The organism is Duganella sp. BJB1802 (assembly GCF_013369445.1).
GTDB classification, from domain to species: domain Bacteria; phylum Pseudomonadota; class Gammaproteobacteria; order Burkholderiales; family Burkholderiaceae_D; genus Rugamonas; species Rugamonas vulcania_A.
This window is the reverse complement of sequence record NZ_JABWEF010000010.1, coordinates 71,863-86,483: the sequence shown is the minus strand read 5'-3', so window position 1 is coordinate 86,483 and position 14,621 is coordinate 71,863. Positions and strand designations below refer to the sequence as shown.

Genomic DNA, 14,621 nt, shown 5'->3' with positions numbered 1-14,621 from the left:
TATGGTCCGGCACAGGATCGTCCTGCGGCACGGGATGGGGGATGGCCGGCGGCGCCGGATCATCCACCGGAACAGGATCGGGGGCGCGGTGAGTGAGATGCATGGTCGGTACTCCTTGAGCTGAGTCGTACCGCCATTCTACGCCGCTCTACCCCGGTTTCGCGTGCTTGACGTATTTATCCAGCCACGCGTTGGTCTCGTACAGCATGTGCAGGATGGACTCGCGCGCGCGGTAGGCGTGCGACTCGTTCGGCAGCATCACCAGCCGCGCCGTGCCGCCCAGCCCTTTGATGGCCTGGAACATGCGCTCGCTCTGCAAGGGGAAGGTGCCGGAGTTGCTGTCCTCCGCGCCGTGGATCAGCAGCATCGCATCCTTGATCTTGTCGGCGTTATTGAACGGCGACATGGCCTGGTACACCTCCTGCGCCTGCCAGAACGCCCGCTCCTCGGACTGGAAGCCGAACGGCGTCAGCGTGCGGTTGTAGGCGCCGCTGCGCGCGATCCCGGCGCGGAACAGCCGCGTGTGCGCCAGCAGGTTGCCGGTCATGAAGGCGCCGTAGGAATGGCCGCCGATGGCGATGCGGTGGCGGTCGGCCACGCCGCGCCGCACCACCTCGTCCACCGCCGCCTGCGCGTCCGCCACCAGCTGCGGCAGATAGCTGTCGTTCGGCTCCGCGTCGCCGGCGCCGATGATGGGGAACGACGGATTGTCCAGCACCGCGTAGCCCATCGCCAGGAAGGCCGCCGGCCCCCAGTAGCTGACCGCGTTGAAGCGGTACGGCGAGCCGGTGGTCTGGCTGGCCGCGCCGGCCGACTTGAACTCCTGCGGATAGGCCCACATCAGCAGCGGCAGCGGACCGTCGCGCACCGCGTCGTACCCGGACGGCAGCATCAGCGTGGCCGTCAGCTCGACGCCGTCGTTGCGCGGGTAGCGGATCTGCTCCTTGCGCACATCCTTCAGTTGCGGCGTCGGATGCGGATAGTGGGTCAGCGCCTTGAGCTGCAGGCCCTCGGGCCGCGTCAGGTCGCGCAGGTAGTAGTTGGGCCGCTCGGTCGGCGACTCGCGTGTCGTCAGCAGCAGCGTGCCCTCGTCGTTGAGCACCGCCGCCACGTTCTCGAAATACGGCGCCTCGCTCTGGAACAGGCGCACCTTCTGCCGCGTGGTCAGGCTCAGGCGGTCGATGAAGGGACGGTCGCCCTCCGGCGTGGCTCCGGCGCCGTCCAGCAGGATCGTGGTGCCGGGACCGATCAGCAGGCGCGGGAAGCCGCTGGCGTCGGCCCGCATCACCGGCGAGCCGGGGCTGTTGTAGCGGTCCTCGTACGAGCCGGCGTAGATCAGCTCCGGAGGCGTGGACAAGTGCTCCGGTTCGATCATCCACTGCTTGTAGTCGCGCGTCTTGTGCCAGCGCTCGTTGATCAGGGCGACGTCGCCGCGCCCCCAGGCCACGCCGGCGTAGCGCATCGTCAGCCGCGCCAGCACCAGCGGCGGTTCGCGGAACGGCGCCGCGTGCAGGTAGACCACGTCGCGGACATTGTCGATCACCGGGCGCGCCGGATCGCCGCCGTCCTGCGCCTCGGTCCACACCAGCGTGGCCGGCACGTCGGCGCGCCACGACACATGGCGCACGCCCTCGGACACCGCGTCGTTCCCCGGCGGCAGGCCCTCCTCCAGCGGCAGCGTGGCCACCGTGTGCAGCACCTCGCCCGCCAGGTCGCGCACCTCGATCCGCTCGCCGAAGCTGGACGCCGGCACGATGTAGGAATACGGCCGCGTCACGCTCTGCGTCAGCAGGTACTGGCCGCCCGGCGCGATCGAGGTGCGCGAGAACTGCCCCGGCGCGCCGATCATGCGCGGCTTGCCGTGCAGGTCCAAGAGCACCATCTGCACCGTGACGTAGTACTCGAACAGGCGCGCGTCGTCCTCGTTCTTCAGCAGGTCCTGGTAGGTGCGCAGCTGGCGCGGCGCGCCTCCCGGCTCGCTATCCTGCAGCATCGGGCCGGCCGGCACGCCGTCCGGCTGCGGCGCCTTGCCGATGCCGGCGGGACGCCAGTGCACCAGCAGGCCGCTGCTGTCGGGCAGCCAGTTGAAGCCGCGCGTGAGCACCGCCGACAGCGGCTGCGCCGACAAGCGCCTGGCCTTGCGCGCCTCGATATCGACCAGCCACAACTCCACCGCGCCGCGCTCGCCCTTGTAGGCCACGTGCGAGAACGCCAGGTGGCGCTGGTCGGGCGACCAGGCCAGGTCCGCCAGGCGCAGCGCGCGCGGCAGGCCCTTGATGCGGCTCTCCTTTTGCGTGGCGATGTCCAGCAGGCCGAGGTCAGTGCCGAACGAGAAGCGGGAGGACGAACAGGTGCGCGGATTGATGCGCAGGCCGGCCAGCTTGAGCTCCGGCTGCGCCACCTCGGCGATGCCGGGCAGCGGCGGCGTCTGCACCACGGCGGCCAGGTTGCGTTGCGGGCTCAGACTGAGGCCCGGCGCGCGCGGCGCGTCGACGATGTCCATCAGCGCGGCGGGCGGCAGACGGTAGCCGCCTTCCTGCGCGCCAGCCTGCGGCGAGGCGGCCATCAATCCCAGATTCAGCGGCAGCATGGTTAACGGTTTGTTCATGGATGTCCTTTCGGTCCAGAAGCGAGGCTGCTGCGGACCAGTTTGCTTATGCTATCCGTGAATGTCAACCAATGCCGGATATTCCGTGACAATCTGTAACGCTGGGGCGCAAAGGCGGAGTGGCGTACAATCGCGGTTCTTCGAATCACGCCGTTGGAATCGTCTATGGATATGCCTACTATCGTCCTGTTGCTGCTGGTGCCCCTGGCCATCTGGCGCATCTACTCGCGCCTGAAACGCCTGATGGGCCGCACCAAGTCCGAACTGTGGCGCCACTACACGGCCGCCGTGGTGATGGCCGGGGTGCTGGGCGTGCTGGCCGCGACGCTGCTGGGCAAGTGGGACGCCTTCGCCGCGCTAGCCGTGGGCGCCGCGTTCGGCGCCGCGCTGGGCTACCGCAACATGCAACTGACCCGCTTGGAGAACACGCAGGAGGGCTTCTTCTACACGCCCAACCGCCGACTGGGCCTGCTGGTGGCGATGCTGTTCATCAGCCGCCTGATCTACCGCCTGTTCGAAGCCTACCTGCACATGCACGACCGCCTGCCGCTGGACCCGGACTTCATCGGCAATCCGCTGACGGCCGTGCTGTTTGGATTGCTGGCCGGCTTCTACTGCTGCTACAGCGTGCTGCTGATCCGCTGGCGCCGCACCCAGGTGCCGGTGCCGCGCCCGATCGACATCTTCGACATCAAATAAACTATTTGGCCGCCAGCTGCCGCACGAACTCGCAGTAGGCCGGCCGCACCGCGGCGCTGGACAGCACGCCATTGTGTCCGGCGCCCGGCACCACCACCATGCGCTTCTCGGCTGACGGCAAGGCGTCGTAGACCCGCCGCGCCAGGCGTGGCGGCGTGACGTTGTCCTCGCTCCCCTCCAGCACCAGCGCCGGCCCGGCGTAGCCCGACGCCGCCAGCACATTGTCTATCCCCCGCAGCGGCTCGCTCAACTCCACCCGCACGAACGGCCACGCATACCACGGCAGCATATTGTTGGCCCAGTCGCGCGCGTTGGTGGTGGTCGATTCCAGCACCAGCCCGCGCACGGCCGGCCGCTGCTGCGCCACGTAGGCGGCGATGAAGCTGCCCAGCGACTGTCCATGCACGATCACCCTGCCCGGCGCCTGCGCGTTGACCAGGTCGAACTCGCGCAGCGCGTCGTCCTTCAGCGCGGCGATGGTCGGCACGCCGGTGCTGCGGCCGTAGCCGCGATAGTCGACCATCACCACGTCCGCGCGGCACGGGCCGATGGCGGCCAGCACATGGTCGCCATGCTGGTCGAGGTGGAAGCCGTTGCCGCCGAAGTAAAGCACCGTCAGCGCGTTGCCGCCGCTGGCTTGCACGCCGTTGAGTTGACCATCGTCCGCCGCCAGCGACACCGGCGCCAGTTTGTAGTCCGCCGCGCCACCATCGCCGATGCGCCCCGCGGGCCGCGCCTCGCCCGCGCGGTCGGGATGCACCACGTTGCCCTCGCCGATCTGCACCGCGCAACCGGACAACATCGCCACCATCAGTACCAGTATGAATTTCATTATCGCCTCCAATAAAGGTACAATATATAACAACAAAATTTTAATGTAAAACGATAATTTTTTACTGTATTACGATAAATATGAAAATCACCCTGATCCGCGTGCTGCTGTGGCTGTGCGTGGCCGCGCAAGCGGCCTTCTTCGTGCTGGCGTGGACCACCTACGCGCCCAGCATCGGCTCCATGACCATCGACATGACCGCCATCGGCATGCCCTTCGGCGCCCGCCATGCGCTGACGCCGTCCGCGCGCCTGCTGGGCGCCGCGCTGGCGCTGCCGACCACGCTGGTGCTGGTGTATGGCCTGTGGCGGCTGGACCGGCTGCTGCTCAACTTCCACCGCCGGGAGTTATTCAGCGCACAGTCGATCGGCCACCTGCGCGCCTTCGCAGGCGCCACGCTGCTTTCCACCATGCTGTCCATCGTTGAAGCGCCGCTGCGCACGCTGGCGCTGCGCCTGGCCGGCGAAGGCGGCCAGCACTTCGCGGTCGGCGTCAATTCCGAGCAGCTGATGCTGATCCTGGTGTGCGGCATGTTCTACCTGATCACGCGGCTGATGCAGGAAGGCCGCCGCCTGCGCGAAGAAAACGAGGGCTTTGTCTGATGGCGATCCTGATCAACCTCGATCTGATGCTGGCCAAGCGCAAACTCAAGTCGCGCGAGCTGGCGGCTTATGTCGGCATCACCGAACAGAATCTGTCGCTGCTCAAATCCGGCAAGGTGAAAGGCATCCGCTTCTCCACGCTGGAGAAAATCTGCGAACGCCTGGCCTGCCAGCCGGGCGACATCCTGAGCTGGGTGCAGGACGAAGGCGAAACGGACGGCGACGCCGGCGAGCTGCTATAAGCCGGACCACCACCGTCCTTGCACCCGAGCCCGCCGCCCCGTGGGGAGTATGCACACGGGGTGCTCCTCCGCGCTCCTTGTAGCAAAGCTTCGATTTCCGTTTCGATTTTCTTCGATTTTTTCAAGCATTGAACTATTCCCGAGCCTCCCGGTCTAAACATGGGAAAGCCGAAGAAAATAGGGGAGAAAATCGAATGAATACTACAATGAGCGTGCAACTGCCCACTGATACCCTGCTCAAGCTGATCGAAAAACTGCGCCGCCGTGGCGGTTCGCAAGACCTGTCGGAAGCCATGGCCCAAGCCATCGAATGCTGGCTGTCGGACCCGGCCAGATTCGAACCGGGCGCGGACCTGTCGGGCATCCACGGCTACCAATGGAAATCACTGTTCCTTCCCGAAGGCACCGTGCTGAAATCATGGAGCTACGGCGAGAACAATTACGCGCGCGTTGAAGGCGACCAGATCATCCACAACGGCCGCGCCGTCTCGCCCAACGAATTCGCGCAATCGTTCGCGCGCTCGACGCGCAACGCCTGGCGCGATTTATTTATTCGCCGCCCCGGCGACAAAACTTATAAATCAGCGTACCGGCTACGCGATGAGCTGATCGCCGCGTCCAAGGCGCCTGAGGCAACGCCTGCCACCACGACCACACTTGTCCCTGCCGCTGCCTCGCCATTGTCTACCGCATCAGCGCCAGCGTCACCCGCGCCGCAGGCCACGCCGCCTGCCAGCACGCCGCCGCGCGACACCAACAGCGAGCCCGGCTGGGATTTACCGGAGCGCAGAAAATTCCGCTACCGGCTGGAAGACGTCGCCTATTAGTCCACCGGGAACAGCACCCTGTTGTTCACCACAAGACGAGCGACGTCGTTTTCGCGACAGTGCTATCGTATTTCATGTGGAAAGGAGCGCATTTGGTGATATGCTGAATGTATCCGCAGTGCAATTTTCTTGCGCTGGAATCACAGTTATGAATACGTCCATCTACGACAAAACCGCCAAGGGCCGGGAAGAGATCGCGACACGCAAGCATCAGCTGGCGCCGCGCCTGCGCACCTTGCTGGTACTGATCGACGGCCGCAAGACCGAAGAGGAACTGCTGCGCAACGTGGCGGGATTGGGCTTGACCGCCGGCGCGCTGACCGAGCTGCTGGCGGGGGAATTCATCGTGCTGTCGACCAGCTACGTGTCGTTGGCGGAAGCGCCGGCGGAAGCACCGCCCGAGCCGGAACCCGAACAGGTGCAACTGCCAGCGGCCGCACAGGTCCAGCAATTCCAGTCGCTTTACGATTTCTTCAACAAGACCATCAAGAGCACAATAGGCCTGCGCGGCTTCACCTTGCAGCTGAAGGTGGAAAAAGCCAGCTCGGTGGACGACTTCCGCGAGCTGCGCATGCCCTATCTGGAGGCCGTCCAAAAAGCCAAGGGCAACGACACCGCCGCCGCCCTCGCCCAACAGCTGGACCGTCTGCTAAGCGCCAATCAAGCCCCTGCGGCCTGACTGGCGCCCGACCCTCAGGCCACCTTTGCCGCTTCGGCCGGACGGCGCTGCAGCACGAAGATCGGCTGCGCCCATTCCGTATCCTTCTTCTTCTTGCTCGTGATGAGCGTCAGCTCCGAAGGATCGTAGACGTCGGTGTTGTGCGTCAGCGGCGTCGTCATCAGGTACTGCGCCTCGGTGTTCTTCAGGAACTCGCCGACCAGCTGGATGTTGCGGATATCCAGGTGGGCAAACGGTTCGTCGATGAACACGAAGCCGCCGGAACCATCCTCCGACTTCAGCAAGCCAATCAGCAGCACCAGCGATTTCATCACCTGCTGGCCGCCGGACGCTTCGCCGTCGTTCATGCCGATGATGCCCTTGCCGTCGAACTTGAAGCGCACGTGCAGGCCCGCCTGCGACAACTGCGTATCGTCGTTCTCCAGCCGCACCGGGTCGGAGTGCACCTCGATGCCCGCCAGCTCGCCCAGCTCCTTGATGTTCTTGGAGTAGGTCTTGATGGTGTAGCGCAGCCGCTCCATGTAGGCGCCGCGCGCGTTGCCGGTGGCCTCGATGGCGCGGTTGTTCTGGTAGCGGCGCTCCTCGGTTTCCGACTGGCGGCCGTGCAGCTGCTCGTTCAGGCGCTGGTACTGGTCGATCACGGTGGCGTCCAGTTCCCAGTCGCTGCGGGCCAGGCTGGCCTCCAGCGAGTGGACGCGCAACACCACCTGGTGCGAGTTCTGGTGCTCGCTGACCAGCGCCGTGCGGCGCGCCGGACGGCGCCAGCTCTTGGGCAGATGGCGCCAGCTCTTGCGCAGCGCCAGCAAGGCGCGCGCATGGTCGGCGCGCTGCTCGATCTGGCGCTTGTTGTTCAGGCGCAGACCGGCTTCCGATTCCGACAGCGCGAAGCGCGCGTTCTGCCACGTCGTGTCGGCGCGGGTGCGCGTGACCACGGCGTTCTTGATCAGCGTTTGCAGCTCGCCCAGACGGGTGCCGACTTCGGTGCGTTCTTCCTTCAGCGGCACGGCGTTGCGCGCCGCCTCGTCGAACTCCTCCTGGCGCGCGGCCAGTTCCTTGGCGGCGTCCACACCGGCCAGGCGCGATTTCAAAGAACTGATTTCCGTCGCCAGCTTGGAGACGATCAAGGTCAGTCCATCCTCCTGCGCCTCCAGCGCCGGCAGCGATTTCTGGATCGCTTCCATACGCTGCGTGCGGCCGGCGGAACCGAAGCGGTAGCGCGAAGCTTCCACGAACAGCGAGCGTCCACCACGACGTTCGCGGTGGTAGGCGTCCGGCGTGATCCACTCGTCGTGGCTACCCAGCTTGGCGCCGGCGTCCACGGTGTCCACGCGGGTGATGCGCGACAGCTGCTCCACCAGCCACGCAGGCACCTTGGCCGAGAACTTCACCACCGACATCAGCGAATCGTCCTTGACCGTCGGCGCGTGCACCAGGTCCGGCACGATGAAGTGGCGATAGCGCTCCTTCTCCGCCAGGCGGTAGGCCGCCGAGGCGTCGGACGATTTATCCAGCAGCACCACGGAGGCATAGCCACCCAGCACGCCCTCGATCGCGCCCTGCCAGCGCGCATCCGTCACCTCGACGATGTCGGACAGCATGGCGTGGCCGATGCCGGCGTCGTTCAGCGCGCGGCGCATGCTGCGCTGCGCCTCCGGCTCCGGCATCGCAGTCTTGCCCTGCAGGGCGGCGATGGTCGACAGCTCGCCGGCGATCTTGGTGGCGACGGCGTCGCGCGCCATGCGCTGGCGCGCCAGTTCGATTTCCTTTTCCTGCAACTGCTGCGCCACTTCGGCCAGGTCGGCGCCGGCGTCGGCGGCCAGCTTCTGCAGGCGCGCCTTCTGTTCCAGCAGGCTGTCGAGCGGCTTCAGTTTGCCGTTGATCTGATTCAGGCGGCTTTGCAGCGCGGTCGATTCCTGCTCCAGCACTGTCTCGTGCTGTTGCGCGTCGGAGAGCGCCTTGGCCTGCGCGGCCAGCGCGTTGCGCTTGTCGGTCAGCTGCTGGTCGGCCTGCATCAGCGGCTTGCGGGCGTCGCGCAACTGGCGGCTGATGTTGGCGTGCTTCTCGCGCGCCTCGTGGTACTCCAGCGTCGGCAGCACTTCTTCCTGCAGGTTGCGGCGCTCCTTGTTCAGGTCTTCCCACTGGTGGTAGTTGGCCACGCGCAGGCGCAGGCCCTCCAGGTTGGTCTTGGAGGCTTCCAGTTCGGTCTCGAAGCGTTTCAGCTCGATCTCGGTATCGCGCTGATGGCGCTTGGCTTCATCGTAGGCGTCCAGCACCTCCTTGTCGCCGAAGACCTGGAACACCAGGTCCAGCAACTGGCGCGGCGCGTATTCGCACAGCTTGTCGGTCTCGCCCTGCTCCAGGGCCAGCACTTTCGCCATCGCCGGCGACAGGCCGGCGTTGGCCAGGCGCTTGCGATAGTTCTCGACGCCGAGCCAGTCGTTGCCGGCCTCGCCGATGTCCTCGATCTGCACGTTACCGGGACGCATAAGGTACTGGCGCTTCCAGTCGCCGCCGTTCTTCTGGATCTGGCAGAACAGCGTGACCTCGTCGTCGCTGAAGAAGCCGGAGCTGCGGAACGGACGGTTGGAGAGCTGCTTGCCGACGTTCTTGTTGTCCACCACGGCGCGCAGCCAGGCGGTCTGCTGGCCGCTGTGGCGGGCGTAGTGCTTGTAGGTGCGGCCCATCGAGCAATCGAGGCCGAACAGCGTGCGCAGGGCGTCGAGCAAGGTGGTCTTGCCGGAGCCGTTCTGGCCCGCGATGGTGATGATCTTGGCGTCCAGCGGGATGTTCTTGATGCGCTGCCAGTAATCCCAATGGACCAGTTCTAACGATTTAATGTGAAACATGGCTTAGTCCTTGGCTGGAAGTTCGGGGTCGGGCGATTCGGGCAGCGGCGCCGGCGGCGGTGCTTCGAAGGCCGGGATGATCTCTTCTTCCTCTGGCTGCGCCTCTTCCTCCGGCAATGCCTCGTCGTTGGCGGCGGCCGGCGGCGCGCTGCGCGGCACCGGAATGATGTGCGCCGGCGAGCGCTTGAACACGTCGGCCAGCGCGCCGTTGATGATGCGCTCCTTCAGCAGGTCGGTATCCATCATCAGGTCCAGCAACGGGCCCTCGACGATCACGTCGCCGCGCCGCTCGATGAAACCCAGCTTGGCCAGGATGCCGAGGTTCATGTCCAGGCGGGTCTTCTTGCCCAACTTGTCGCCGAAGTCGGCCAGCAGCGCCTTGTAGGCGATGCCGATCGAGGTGTCCTCCGCGCGCGGCAGCGGCTTCTCCACGCCGAACATGTCGTTCTGGTCGTCGTCCGCGTGCTGGTGGGTCTCCTGGCGCTCGCGCTTGGGCAGGATGATCTGCGCCCACAGCACCACCAGCAGCGCCACGCCGTCGCGCGACAGGCCGAAGTTATTGTTTTGCCAGACGTCGCGCGCGCCGAAGATCTTCGGCTCGATGGCGCGGTGCAGCGCGATCGTCACGTGATCGGCGTAGACGTTGTCCAGCAGTTTGAGGCCGGTGGCCAGCAGGCGCGCGTCCACTTCGGCGCGGAACAACTCGTCCGACAGCACGCGCTTGACCAGTTTATCGTCGCGGCGCAGGGTTTGATGCGTCAGCAGGCGCGCGATCAGGATTTGGGAATCGTCATTCATCTGACTTGTCGCCTTCCGTATTCAAAGACAGTGAGAGGGAGGCCAGGGACATCGCCGCCACGTGCAAATCGGGCAGCTGTATCATTTCGTCGGTTGGGGTGAACTTGACCGGCAGGCGCGCCAGTTCGGCGGTGGCGCCTTGCAGGCGGGCCTCGTCGGCGTCGCCCAGCAGCGGCAGCATCGAGGCGCGGTACGAGGCCACGGCGAACGACGCCGGCAGCAGCGAATCCTGCACCGGGATCGATTTCGGCCCCTCGGCGGCGATGCTGGGGAAGTTGCCCAGCGCCGCGAAGTCGGACAGGCGCGCCAGCCAGTCATCGAGCTCGCGCTGCATCTGCGGGCCGTCGCTGATAGTGGTCGGGGCGTCGGTGCCGGTCGGCAGGCCGTTGGAAACGGCGCTGACGGCGCGGTCCTGCAGCAGCTCCGTCTCGGCCACGTCGATCATTTCGGCCGGCGTGATAAACAGCGGCACCACCGGCTGGTCGATCGCGCCTTCGGCCAGCGAGGCCAGGTCCTCGTGCAGCAGCAGCCAGCGCTTGATGTCGGTGGTGGACAGGCCGGACTGGCCCAGGTGCACGCGCTGGCGTTCGATCTGGTTGAGCGCGCGCGAGAACATGCCCTGCATGTTGAGCAGCGCCGATTGCGCGCGGCCGATGGCCTGCGCCGCCTTGTGCGTGGCGCCGTCGGCGTTTTCGTCGGACAGGATGGCGCGCAGGATCTCGGAGCCCTTCTCCACCCAGTCGCAGGCGGTGTGCCACTTGGCCTGCGAGGCGCGCAGGCGGAACTCGGAACCGGAGGCGATGGCGTCCGAGAATTCCTCGGTCAGGTCGACCAGGCGGCCCAGCAGGTGGTTCAGCTGCTCGACGGTGACGCCGCCCATCACCTGGGCGCCGGCCACCTGCGACAGCAGGAAGCCCATGTCGGCGTTGTCCTCTTCCTTGCCCAGCGCGAGCAGGCCGTCGATGGCCGACAGCACGTTGCGCGCCATCGGCGTGACGCGGTAGACGGCTTGCTGCGCGTCCCAGGCCAGCAGCTGGTTGGTGCGCAGGCGCATCAGCACCGTCTCCAGCGATTCGGGCAGCAGGTAGGCCAGGCGGGTGTTGATGTCGGCGCGCGAGAAGGTGGACGAAGCAGCGTCGGAAGCCAGCTCGCGCAGCACCAGCAGGCGCACCAGGACGCCGTCGAAGCCGCCGTGGAACAGCGCCGTGAACACCTGCAGCAGCGGCTGCGCGCGTTTCAGGTGGTAGACCTGCTCGATCTCGTCGGCCGAAAAATTCGGCTGGAAGTGGGCTTGCAGGCTGTCCTGCTGCTGTTGCTGATCCAGCTCACTTGTTGTAATTTCTATCATTCTTTGCCATTCTGTACGCATCGCAACGACTAGATTGCGGGGGCGTCAGTATAGCAGGAGCTCACTTTTTCACGGCCTTTTCCAGCGTCTGGTCGACGTAATCGCCGTCGGCGTCGTTGAAGCGCACGCGCACCGGGTACCAGTCCATCGACGGCGCCAGCCACAGGTCGACCTGCTGGCCCTGCGCGTCCGGCGGCGGCGCCTTGACCAGGTGGACCGCGTTGACCTCGTTCGCGCCGATCTGCACCGGCTCGTTCTTCATCACCTTGAAGCTCCACACCTCGGCGTCGCGGCGGCCGGCCACGAAGTACTTCCACTCGCTGCCCGGCTTGAACTTGTCCGCCGCGGCGTGCGCCTGCGCCGCCAGCTGCCACTGGATGCTGGTGCGATCCTGCTCGCCGCCCTTGATCGGGTAGGTCTCGTCGCCTTCGCTGAAGGCGATGGTCCTGGCGTCGCGCTGGAAGGTGGTGGTGGTCGGATCCTTGCGGAAGCGCTTCTCGTAAAAGGTGGCCGGGGCCAGGCCGTAGTCGTCGACCACGCCCTCGCTGCGGTTGTCGAGGATTTTACCGAGCAGCGAGACGCGGCTTTCGGTGGCCACCGAGTACTTTCCGTCGCCGGCGCGCCACTGCACGCTGGCGGTGCCGCCCAGGGTCATGCCGTGCTGCTTGGCCTTGATGACGTAGGTGAGGTCGGCCGACGGCGGCAGGCTGTATGGGCGCTTGACGCTCGGATGCTCGCCGGCCGGGGCGTCGGCGGCGCGGGCCGCAAAGCTCAGCAAAACGGCGGCGCTCATGCCCAGCAGGCGCGCGGTGTAAGAAGTGTGCATATTATTTCCCTGATTCTGACATCGTGATTTTGGAGACGGTTTGCGTGGTCAGCGCGCCGCTTGCTTCGGTATTGCGCAGCTGGACCGGGTACCAGTTCAGGCCCGGCGCCAGCCAGATGTCCAGCCGCGACGAGTAGCTGCCGGGGCGCGGCGGCCGGCTCAGATGCCAGGTCACCACCTTGCCCATCCTGGTTTCCAGCTCCTCCTCGCCCACCAGCTGGAAGCGGAACATATTGGCCTCCTTATCCTCGCCGACCTGCATGTCGATATCGCTGCTGAACTGATTGACGTCGGCGCGGCCGATGCCGCCCAGCTGGAACGGCACCGTCGTCATGTCCTGCGCGCCGACCATCAGCGGGTAGCTGCGCTCGGACGCCGAGAACGTGATGGTGCCGGCGTCGCGGTTGAAATGGGTCGCCGTCTCGGCCCTGCGCGCGCGCTTCTGCGTGCTGGTGTTCGGGGCGATGCCGTAGTCGTCGATGGTGCCGGCGCTGCGCATCACCAGCAGGTTCAAACGCGTCACCAGCAGGCTGATGCCCGCTTCGGCCGAGGCCTGGTAGGTGCTGCCGTCGGTCTGCCAGCTCATGTTGGCGGAGCCGGTCCATTTGGTGCCGTCGGCGTCGACCCGGGCCACGTCCATGTCAAGTTTGGCCGACGGCGGCAGGTTGACCTTGTAGCGGCGCGCGCCCTGCGCCGGAGCCTCCACCGGCACCGCGGCGGCCGGAGTGGGGCCGGTGGTGTCCGGCGGCGACGGCGTGCCGGTCTGCGCCTGCGCGGCGCCGGCCTGCGCGCCGTTTGCGCTGGCGCCGGCAGGGGAGGCGGCGGCCGGCGCTGGCGCGGTCGCCGGTGCGGTCGATGGCGCCTCGGCCGGCGCGCTGTCGGCCACCGGCGGCGGCGCCGGTTCGGGCGCGGGCTCCGGCGCGGGCGCGGGCTTGCGCTTGCGGAGCGGCTTGGCGGCCGGCGGCAAGGGCTGGACCTCTTCAGCGGGCGGCGTCTCCACATGCTTGGGCAGCGCCAGGCGCAGCTGGGCCGTCATCAGCGACGACGGCAGCGGCGACGGCCGGTGCGACTGCGCGGCGAGCCGCTCCCCCACCCAATCGATCGCCAGATAATGCAGCGCCAGCGTGGCTGCACATAAAATCAGCAGGCGTCGGCGTGGGAATAGATGGGTGGGTAAGCGCATGCCGCTAGTTTAACGTGTTCGGCCCGAGCCTGCGCCCACGCAGCAATGTTGTCAAAATCTTTTGAAGCACGCGCTGTTATCTGCTACGCTGGACGTTATTCTAATAGGAGACCACCATGGCCCACCCACAAATGCCGAACATACCAGGTGCAGCAGTGATGACCGATACGCTGGACTTCGTCAAAAGCCTGTGGGGCAGCATGAGCGTGCCCGGCCTGACGGCGCCCACCCTGTCGGTGGAGGAGCTGGACAAGAAGATCAACGACCTGAAAGCCGTCGAGACCTGGCTGAACCTGAACATGAGCATGCTGCGCGGTAGCATCCAGGCGCTGGAAGTGCAGCGCGGGACCATCGCCACGCTCAAATCGGTCGGCGCCAGCCTGGCGGCGGCCGTCAACCAGCCGCAGAGCAACGACCACAAATCCATCTTCGACGCCAACCCTTACGCGTCGGCCTTCTTCCACCATGCCCGCGAGGCGGACAAGGACAAGGACAAAGCCCCTGCGCCGGCCGCCGCACCAGCAGCACCGGCCGCCCCCGCAGCCGCCGCCGAGAAGCCGGCAGCCGAGGAAGCGGCCAAGCCTTCGGCCGCCCCGATGACCAATCCGGCCATCTGGTGGAATATGCTGCAGGATCAGTTCAAGCAAGCCGTGTCGACGGCGATGGCGTCGGAATCGATGATGGCCACGGCGGCCGCACGCGCCACCGATACGGCGGCCAAGTTCGCGGCGGCGGCCACGCAGCCGGCCGCCAAGGCCAAGCCGGCGGCCGCCGCCACCCCGGCCACGGCCAGCGCCGCGCCGAAGAAGGCCCCGGCCAAAAAACGCGCCCCGGTCAAGAAGGCCGCCGCCGACAAGGCCTAATGGTGCGCCGCGCCGGTCACGCCAGCCGCTGGATGCGGATGGCGTCGATCAGGCCATCGGCCTGGCGCTGCACCTTCTCGATATCGATCAGGCCCTCCTCTTCCAGCACCTTGGCGCTGTCGTGGGCAGACTGAAAACTGTCCAGCGTATCTCCCTTGGCGGCGACCGGACGTATCCAGGCCACGCTGCCGACTTTCATTTTTGTATAAACTTCTTTTGCGATATCGCGCATAGATTGGTGCCCTTTATTTGCCCTCAATATTGACGG

Annotated in this window: 14 protein-coding genes; 6 read left to right on the top strand and 8 right to left on the bottom strand. The window is 66.2% G+C overall.

The window, feature by feature from the left end; translation table 11 throughout:
- Positions 1-148: 148 nt before the first annotated feature.
- Positions 149-2,608, bottom strand: a complete 2,460-nt coding sequence (locus HUX88_RS16980; protein WP_176362526.1) for a S9 family peptidase — start codon at positions 2,606-2,608, stop codon at positions 149-151.
- Between the two features lie 165 nt (positions 2,609-2,773).
- On the opposite strand from HUX88_RS16980, the gene HUX88_RS16975 reads away from it, so the two are divergent.
- On the top strand, positions 2,774-3,307 hold the full coding sequence (locus HUX88_RS16975; RefSeq protein WP_161099210.1) for a hypothetical protein: 534 nt from the start codon (positions 2,774-2,776) through the stop codon (positions 3,305-3,307).
- A 1-nt stretch (position 3,308) separates the two neighbouring features.
- Here HUX88_RS16975 and HUX88_RS16970 read toward each other — a convergent pair whose 3' ends face one another.
- Positions 3,309-4,139, bottom strand: a complete 831-nt coding sequence (locus tag HUX88_RS16970) for an alpha/beta hydrolase (RefSeq protein WP_229219385.1) — start codon at positions 4,137-4,139, stop codon at positions 3,309-3,311.
- Between the two features lie 80 nt (positions 4,140-4,219).
- Here HUX88_RS16970 and HUX88_RS16965 point away from each other — a divergent pair, with 80 nt between their 5' ends.
- The 4 genes from HUX88_RS16965 to HUX88_RS16950 all read left to right on the top strand — a co-directional run bounded on the left by HUX88_RS16965 (position 4,220) and on the right by HUX88_RS16950 (position 6,489).
- Complete coding sequence (locus HUX88_RS16965) at positions 4,220-4,741, top strand: DUF2975 domain-containing protein (RefSeq protein ID WP_176362525.1); 522 nt, start codon at positions 4,220-4,222, stop codon at positions 4,739-4,741.
- A complete protein-coding gene (locus HUX88_RS16960) occupies positions 4,741-4,983 on the top strand; it encodes a helix-turn-helix transcriptional regulator (RefSeq protein WP_176362524.1) in 243 nt (80 codons plus the stop codon). Before HUX88_RS16965 ends, HUX88_RS16960 begins: the two co-directional genes overlap by 1 nt.
- A 206-nt stretch (positions 4,984-5,189) precedes the next feature.
- A complete protein-coding gene (locus tag HUX88_RS16955; protein ID WP_176362523.1) occupies positions 5,190-5,810 on the top strand; it encodes a hypothetical protein in 621 nt (206 codons plus the stop codon).
- 148 nt (positions 5,811-5,958) lie between these two features.
- Positions 5,959-6,489 carry a hypothetical protein gene (locus HUX88_RS16950; RefSeq protein ID WP_176362522.1) on the top strand — a complete coding sequence of 177 codons (531 nt, stop codon included), beginning with the start codon at positions 5,959-5,961 and terminating at the stop codon, positions 6,487-6,489.
- A 14-nt stretch (positions 6,490-6,503) separates the two neighbouring features.
- Here the strand turns inward: HUX88_RS16950 and HUX88_RS16945 are convergent, their stop codons facing one another.
- From HUX88_RS16945 to HUX88_RS16925, 5 genes are all read right to left on the bottom strand, one after another.
- Positions 6,504-9,335, bottom strand: a complete 2,832-nt coding sequence (locus tag HUX88_RS16945) for an ATP-binding protein (protein ID WP_176362521.1) — start codon at positions 9,333-9,335, stop codon at positions 6,504-6,506.
- Positions 9,336-9,338: 3 nt separating this feature from the next.
- Positions 9,339-10,133: a hypothetical protein gene (locus HUX88_RS16940; protein WP_117014333.1), complete on the bottom strand. Its 795-nt coding sequence runs from the start codon at positions 10,131-10,133 to the stop codon at positions 9,339-9,341.
- Entirely contained in the window at positions 10,126-11,481 is a 1,356-nt protein-coding gene (locus tag HUX88_RS16935) for a hypothetical protein (RefSeq protein WP_176362520.1), read from the bottom strand. The genes HUX88_RS16940 and HUX88_RS16935 overlap by 8 nt, the downstream gene beginning before the upstream one ends.
- Before the next feature lie 61 nt (positions 11,482-11,542).
- Positions 11,543-12,307 (bottom strand): DUF3108 domain-containing protein, encoded by a 765-nt coding sequence (locus tag HUX88_RS16930; protein WP_117014335.1) that lies wholly within the window; start codon positions 12,305-12,307, stop codon positions 11,543-11,545.
- A 1-nt stretch (position 12,308) separates the two neighbouring features.
- Positions 12,309-13,490 (bottom strand): DUF3108 domain-containing protein, encoded by a 1,182-nt coding sequence (locus HUX88_RS16925; protein ID WP_176362519.1) that lies wholly within the window; start codon positions 13,488-13,490, stop codon positions 12,309-12,311.
- A 116-nt stretch (positions 13,491-13,606) separates the two neighbouring features.
- On the opposite strand from HUX88_RS16925, the gene HUX88_RS16920 reads away from it, so the two are divergent.
- Complete coding sequence (locus HUX88_RS16920; protein WP_176362518.1) at positions 13,607-14,353, top strand: PhaM family polyhydroxyalkanoate granule multifunctional regulatory protein; 747 nt, start codon at positions 13,607-13,609, stop codon at positions 14,351-14,353.
- Between the two features lie 16 nt (positions 14,354-14,369).
- Here HUX88_RS16920 and HUX88_RS16915 read toward each other — a convergent pair whose 3' ends face one another.
- Positions 14,370-14,552 (bottom strand): hypothetical protein, encoded by a 183-nt coding sequence (locus HUX88_RS16915; protein ID WP_229213338.1) that lies wholly within the window; start codon positions 14,550-14,552, stop codon positions 14,370-14,372.
- Positions 14,553-14,621 lie beyond the last annotated feature (69 nt).

What these genes read in the sequence shown, in the direction of transcription:
- HUX88_RS16980 (WP_176362526.1), bottom strand. Translation starts at nt 2,608, where the DNA reads ATGAACAAACCGTTAACCATGCTGCCGCTGAATCTGGGATTGATGGCC.
- HUX88_RS16975 (WP_161099210.1), top strand. Translation starts at nt 2,774, where the DNA reads ATGGATATGCCTACTATCGTCCTGTTGCTGCTGGTGCCCCTGGCCATC.
- HUX88_RS16970 (WP_229219385.1), bottom strand. Translation starts at nt 4,139, where the DNA reads ATGAAATTCATACTGGTACTGATGGTGGCGATGTTGTCCGGTTGCGCG.
- HUX88_RS16965 (WP_176362525.1), top strand. Translation starts at nt 4,220, where the DNA reads ATGAAAATCACCCTGATCCGCGTGCTGCTGTGGCTGTGCGTGGCCGCG.
- HUX88_RS16960 (WP_176362524.1), top strand. Translation starts at nt 4,741, where the DNA reads ATGGCGATCCTGATCAACCTCGATCTGATGCTGGCCAAGCGCAAACTC.
- HUX88_RS16955 (WP_176362523.1), top strand. Translation starts at nt 5,190, where the DNA reads ATGAGCGTGCAACTGCCCACTGATACCCTGCTCAAGCTGATCGAAAAA.
- HUX88_RS16950 (WP_176362522.1), top strand. Translation starts at nt 5,959, where the DNA reads ATGAATACGTCCATCTACGACAAAACCGCCAAGGGCCGGGAAGAGATC.
- HUX88_RS16945 (WP_176362521.1), bottom strand. Translation starts at nt 9,335, where the DNA reads ATGTTTCACATTAAATCGTTAGAACTGGTCCATTGGGATTACTGGCAG.
- HUX88_RS16940 (WP_117014333.1), bottom strand. Translation starts at nt 10,133, where the DNA reads ATGAATGACGATTCCCAAATCCTGATCGCGCGCCTGCTGACGCATCAA.
- HUX88_RS16935 (WP_176362520.1), bottom strand. Translation starts at nt 11,481, where the DNA reads ATGATAGAAATTACAACAAGTGAGCTGGATCAGCAACAGCAGCAGGAC.
- HUX88_RS16930 (WP_117014335.1), bottom strand. Translation starts at nt 12,307, where the DNA reads ATGCACACTTCTTACACCGCGCGCCTGCTGGGCATGAGCGCCGCCGTT.
- HUX88_RS16925 (WP_176362519.1), bottom strand. Translation starts at nt 13,490, where the DNA reads ATGCGCTTACCCACCCATCTATTCCCACGCCGACGCCTGCTGATTTTA.
- HUX88_RS16920 (WP_176362518.1), top strand. Translation starts at nt 13,607, where the DNA reads ATGGCCCACCCACAAATGCCGAACATACCAGGTGCAGCAGTGATGACC.
- HUX88_RS16915 (WP_229213338.1), bottom strand. Translation starts at nt 14,552, where the DNA reads ATGAAAGTCGGCAGCGTGGCCTGGATACGTCCGGTCGCCGCCAAGGGA.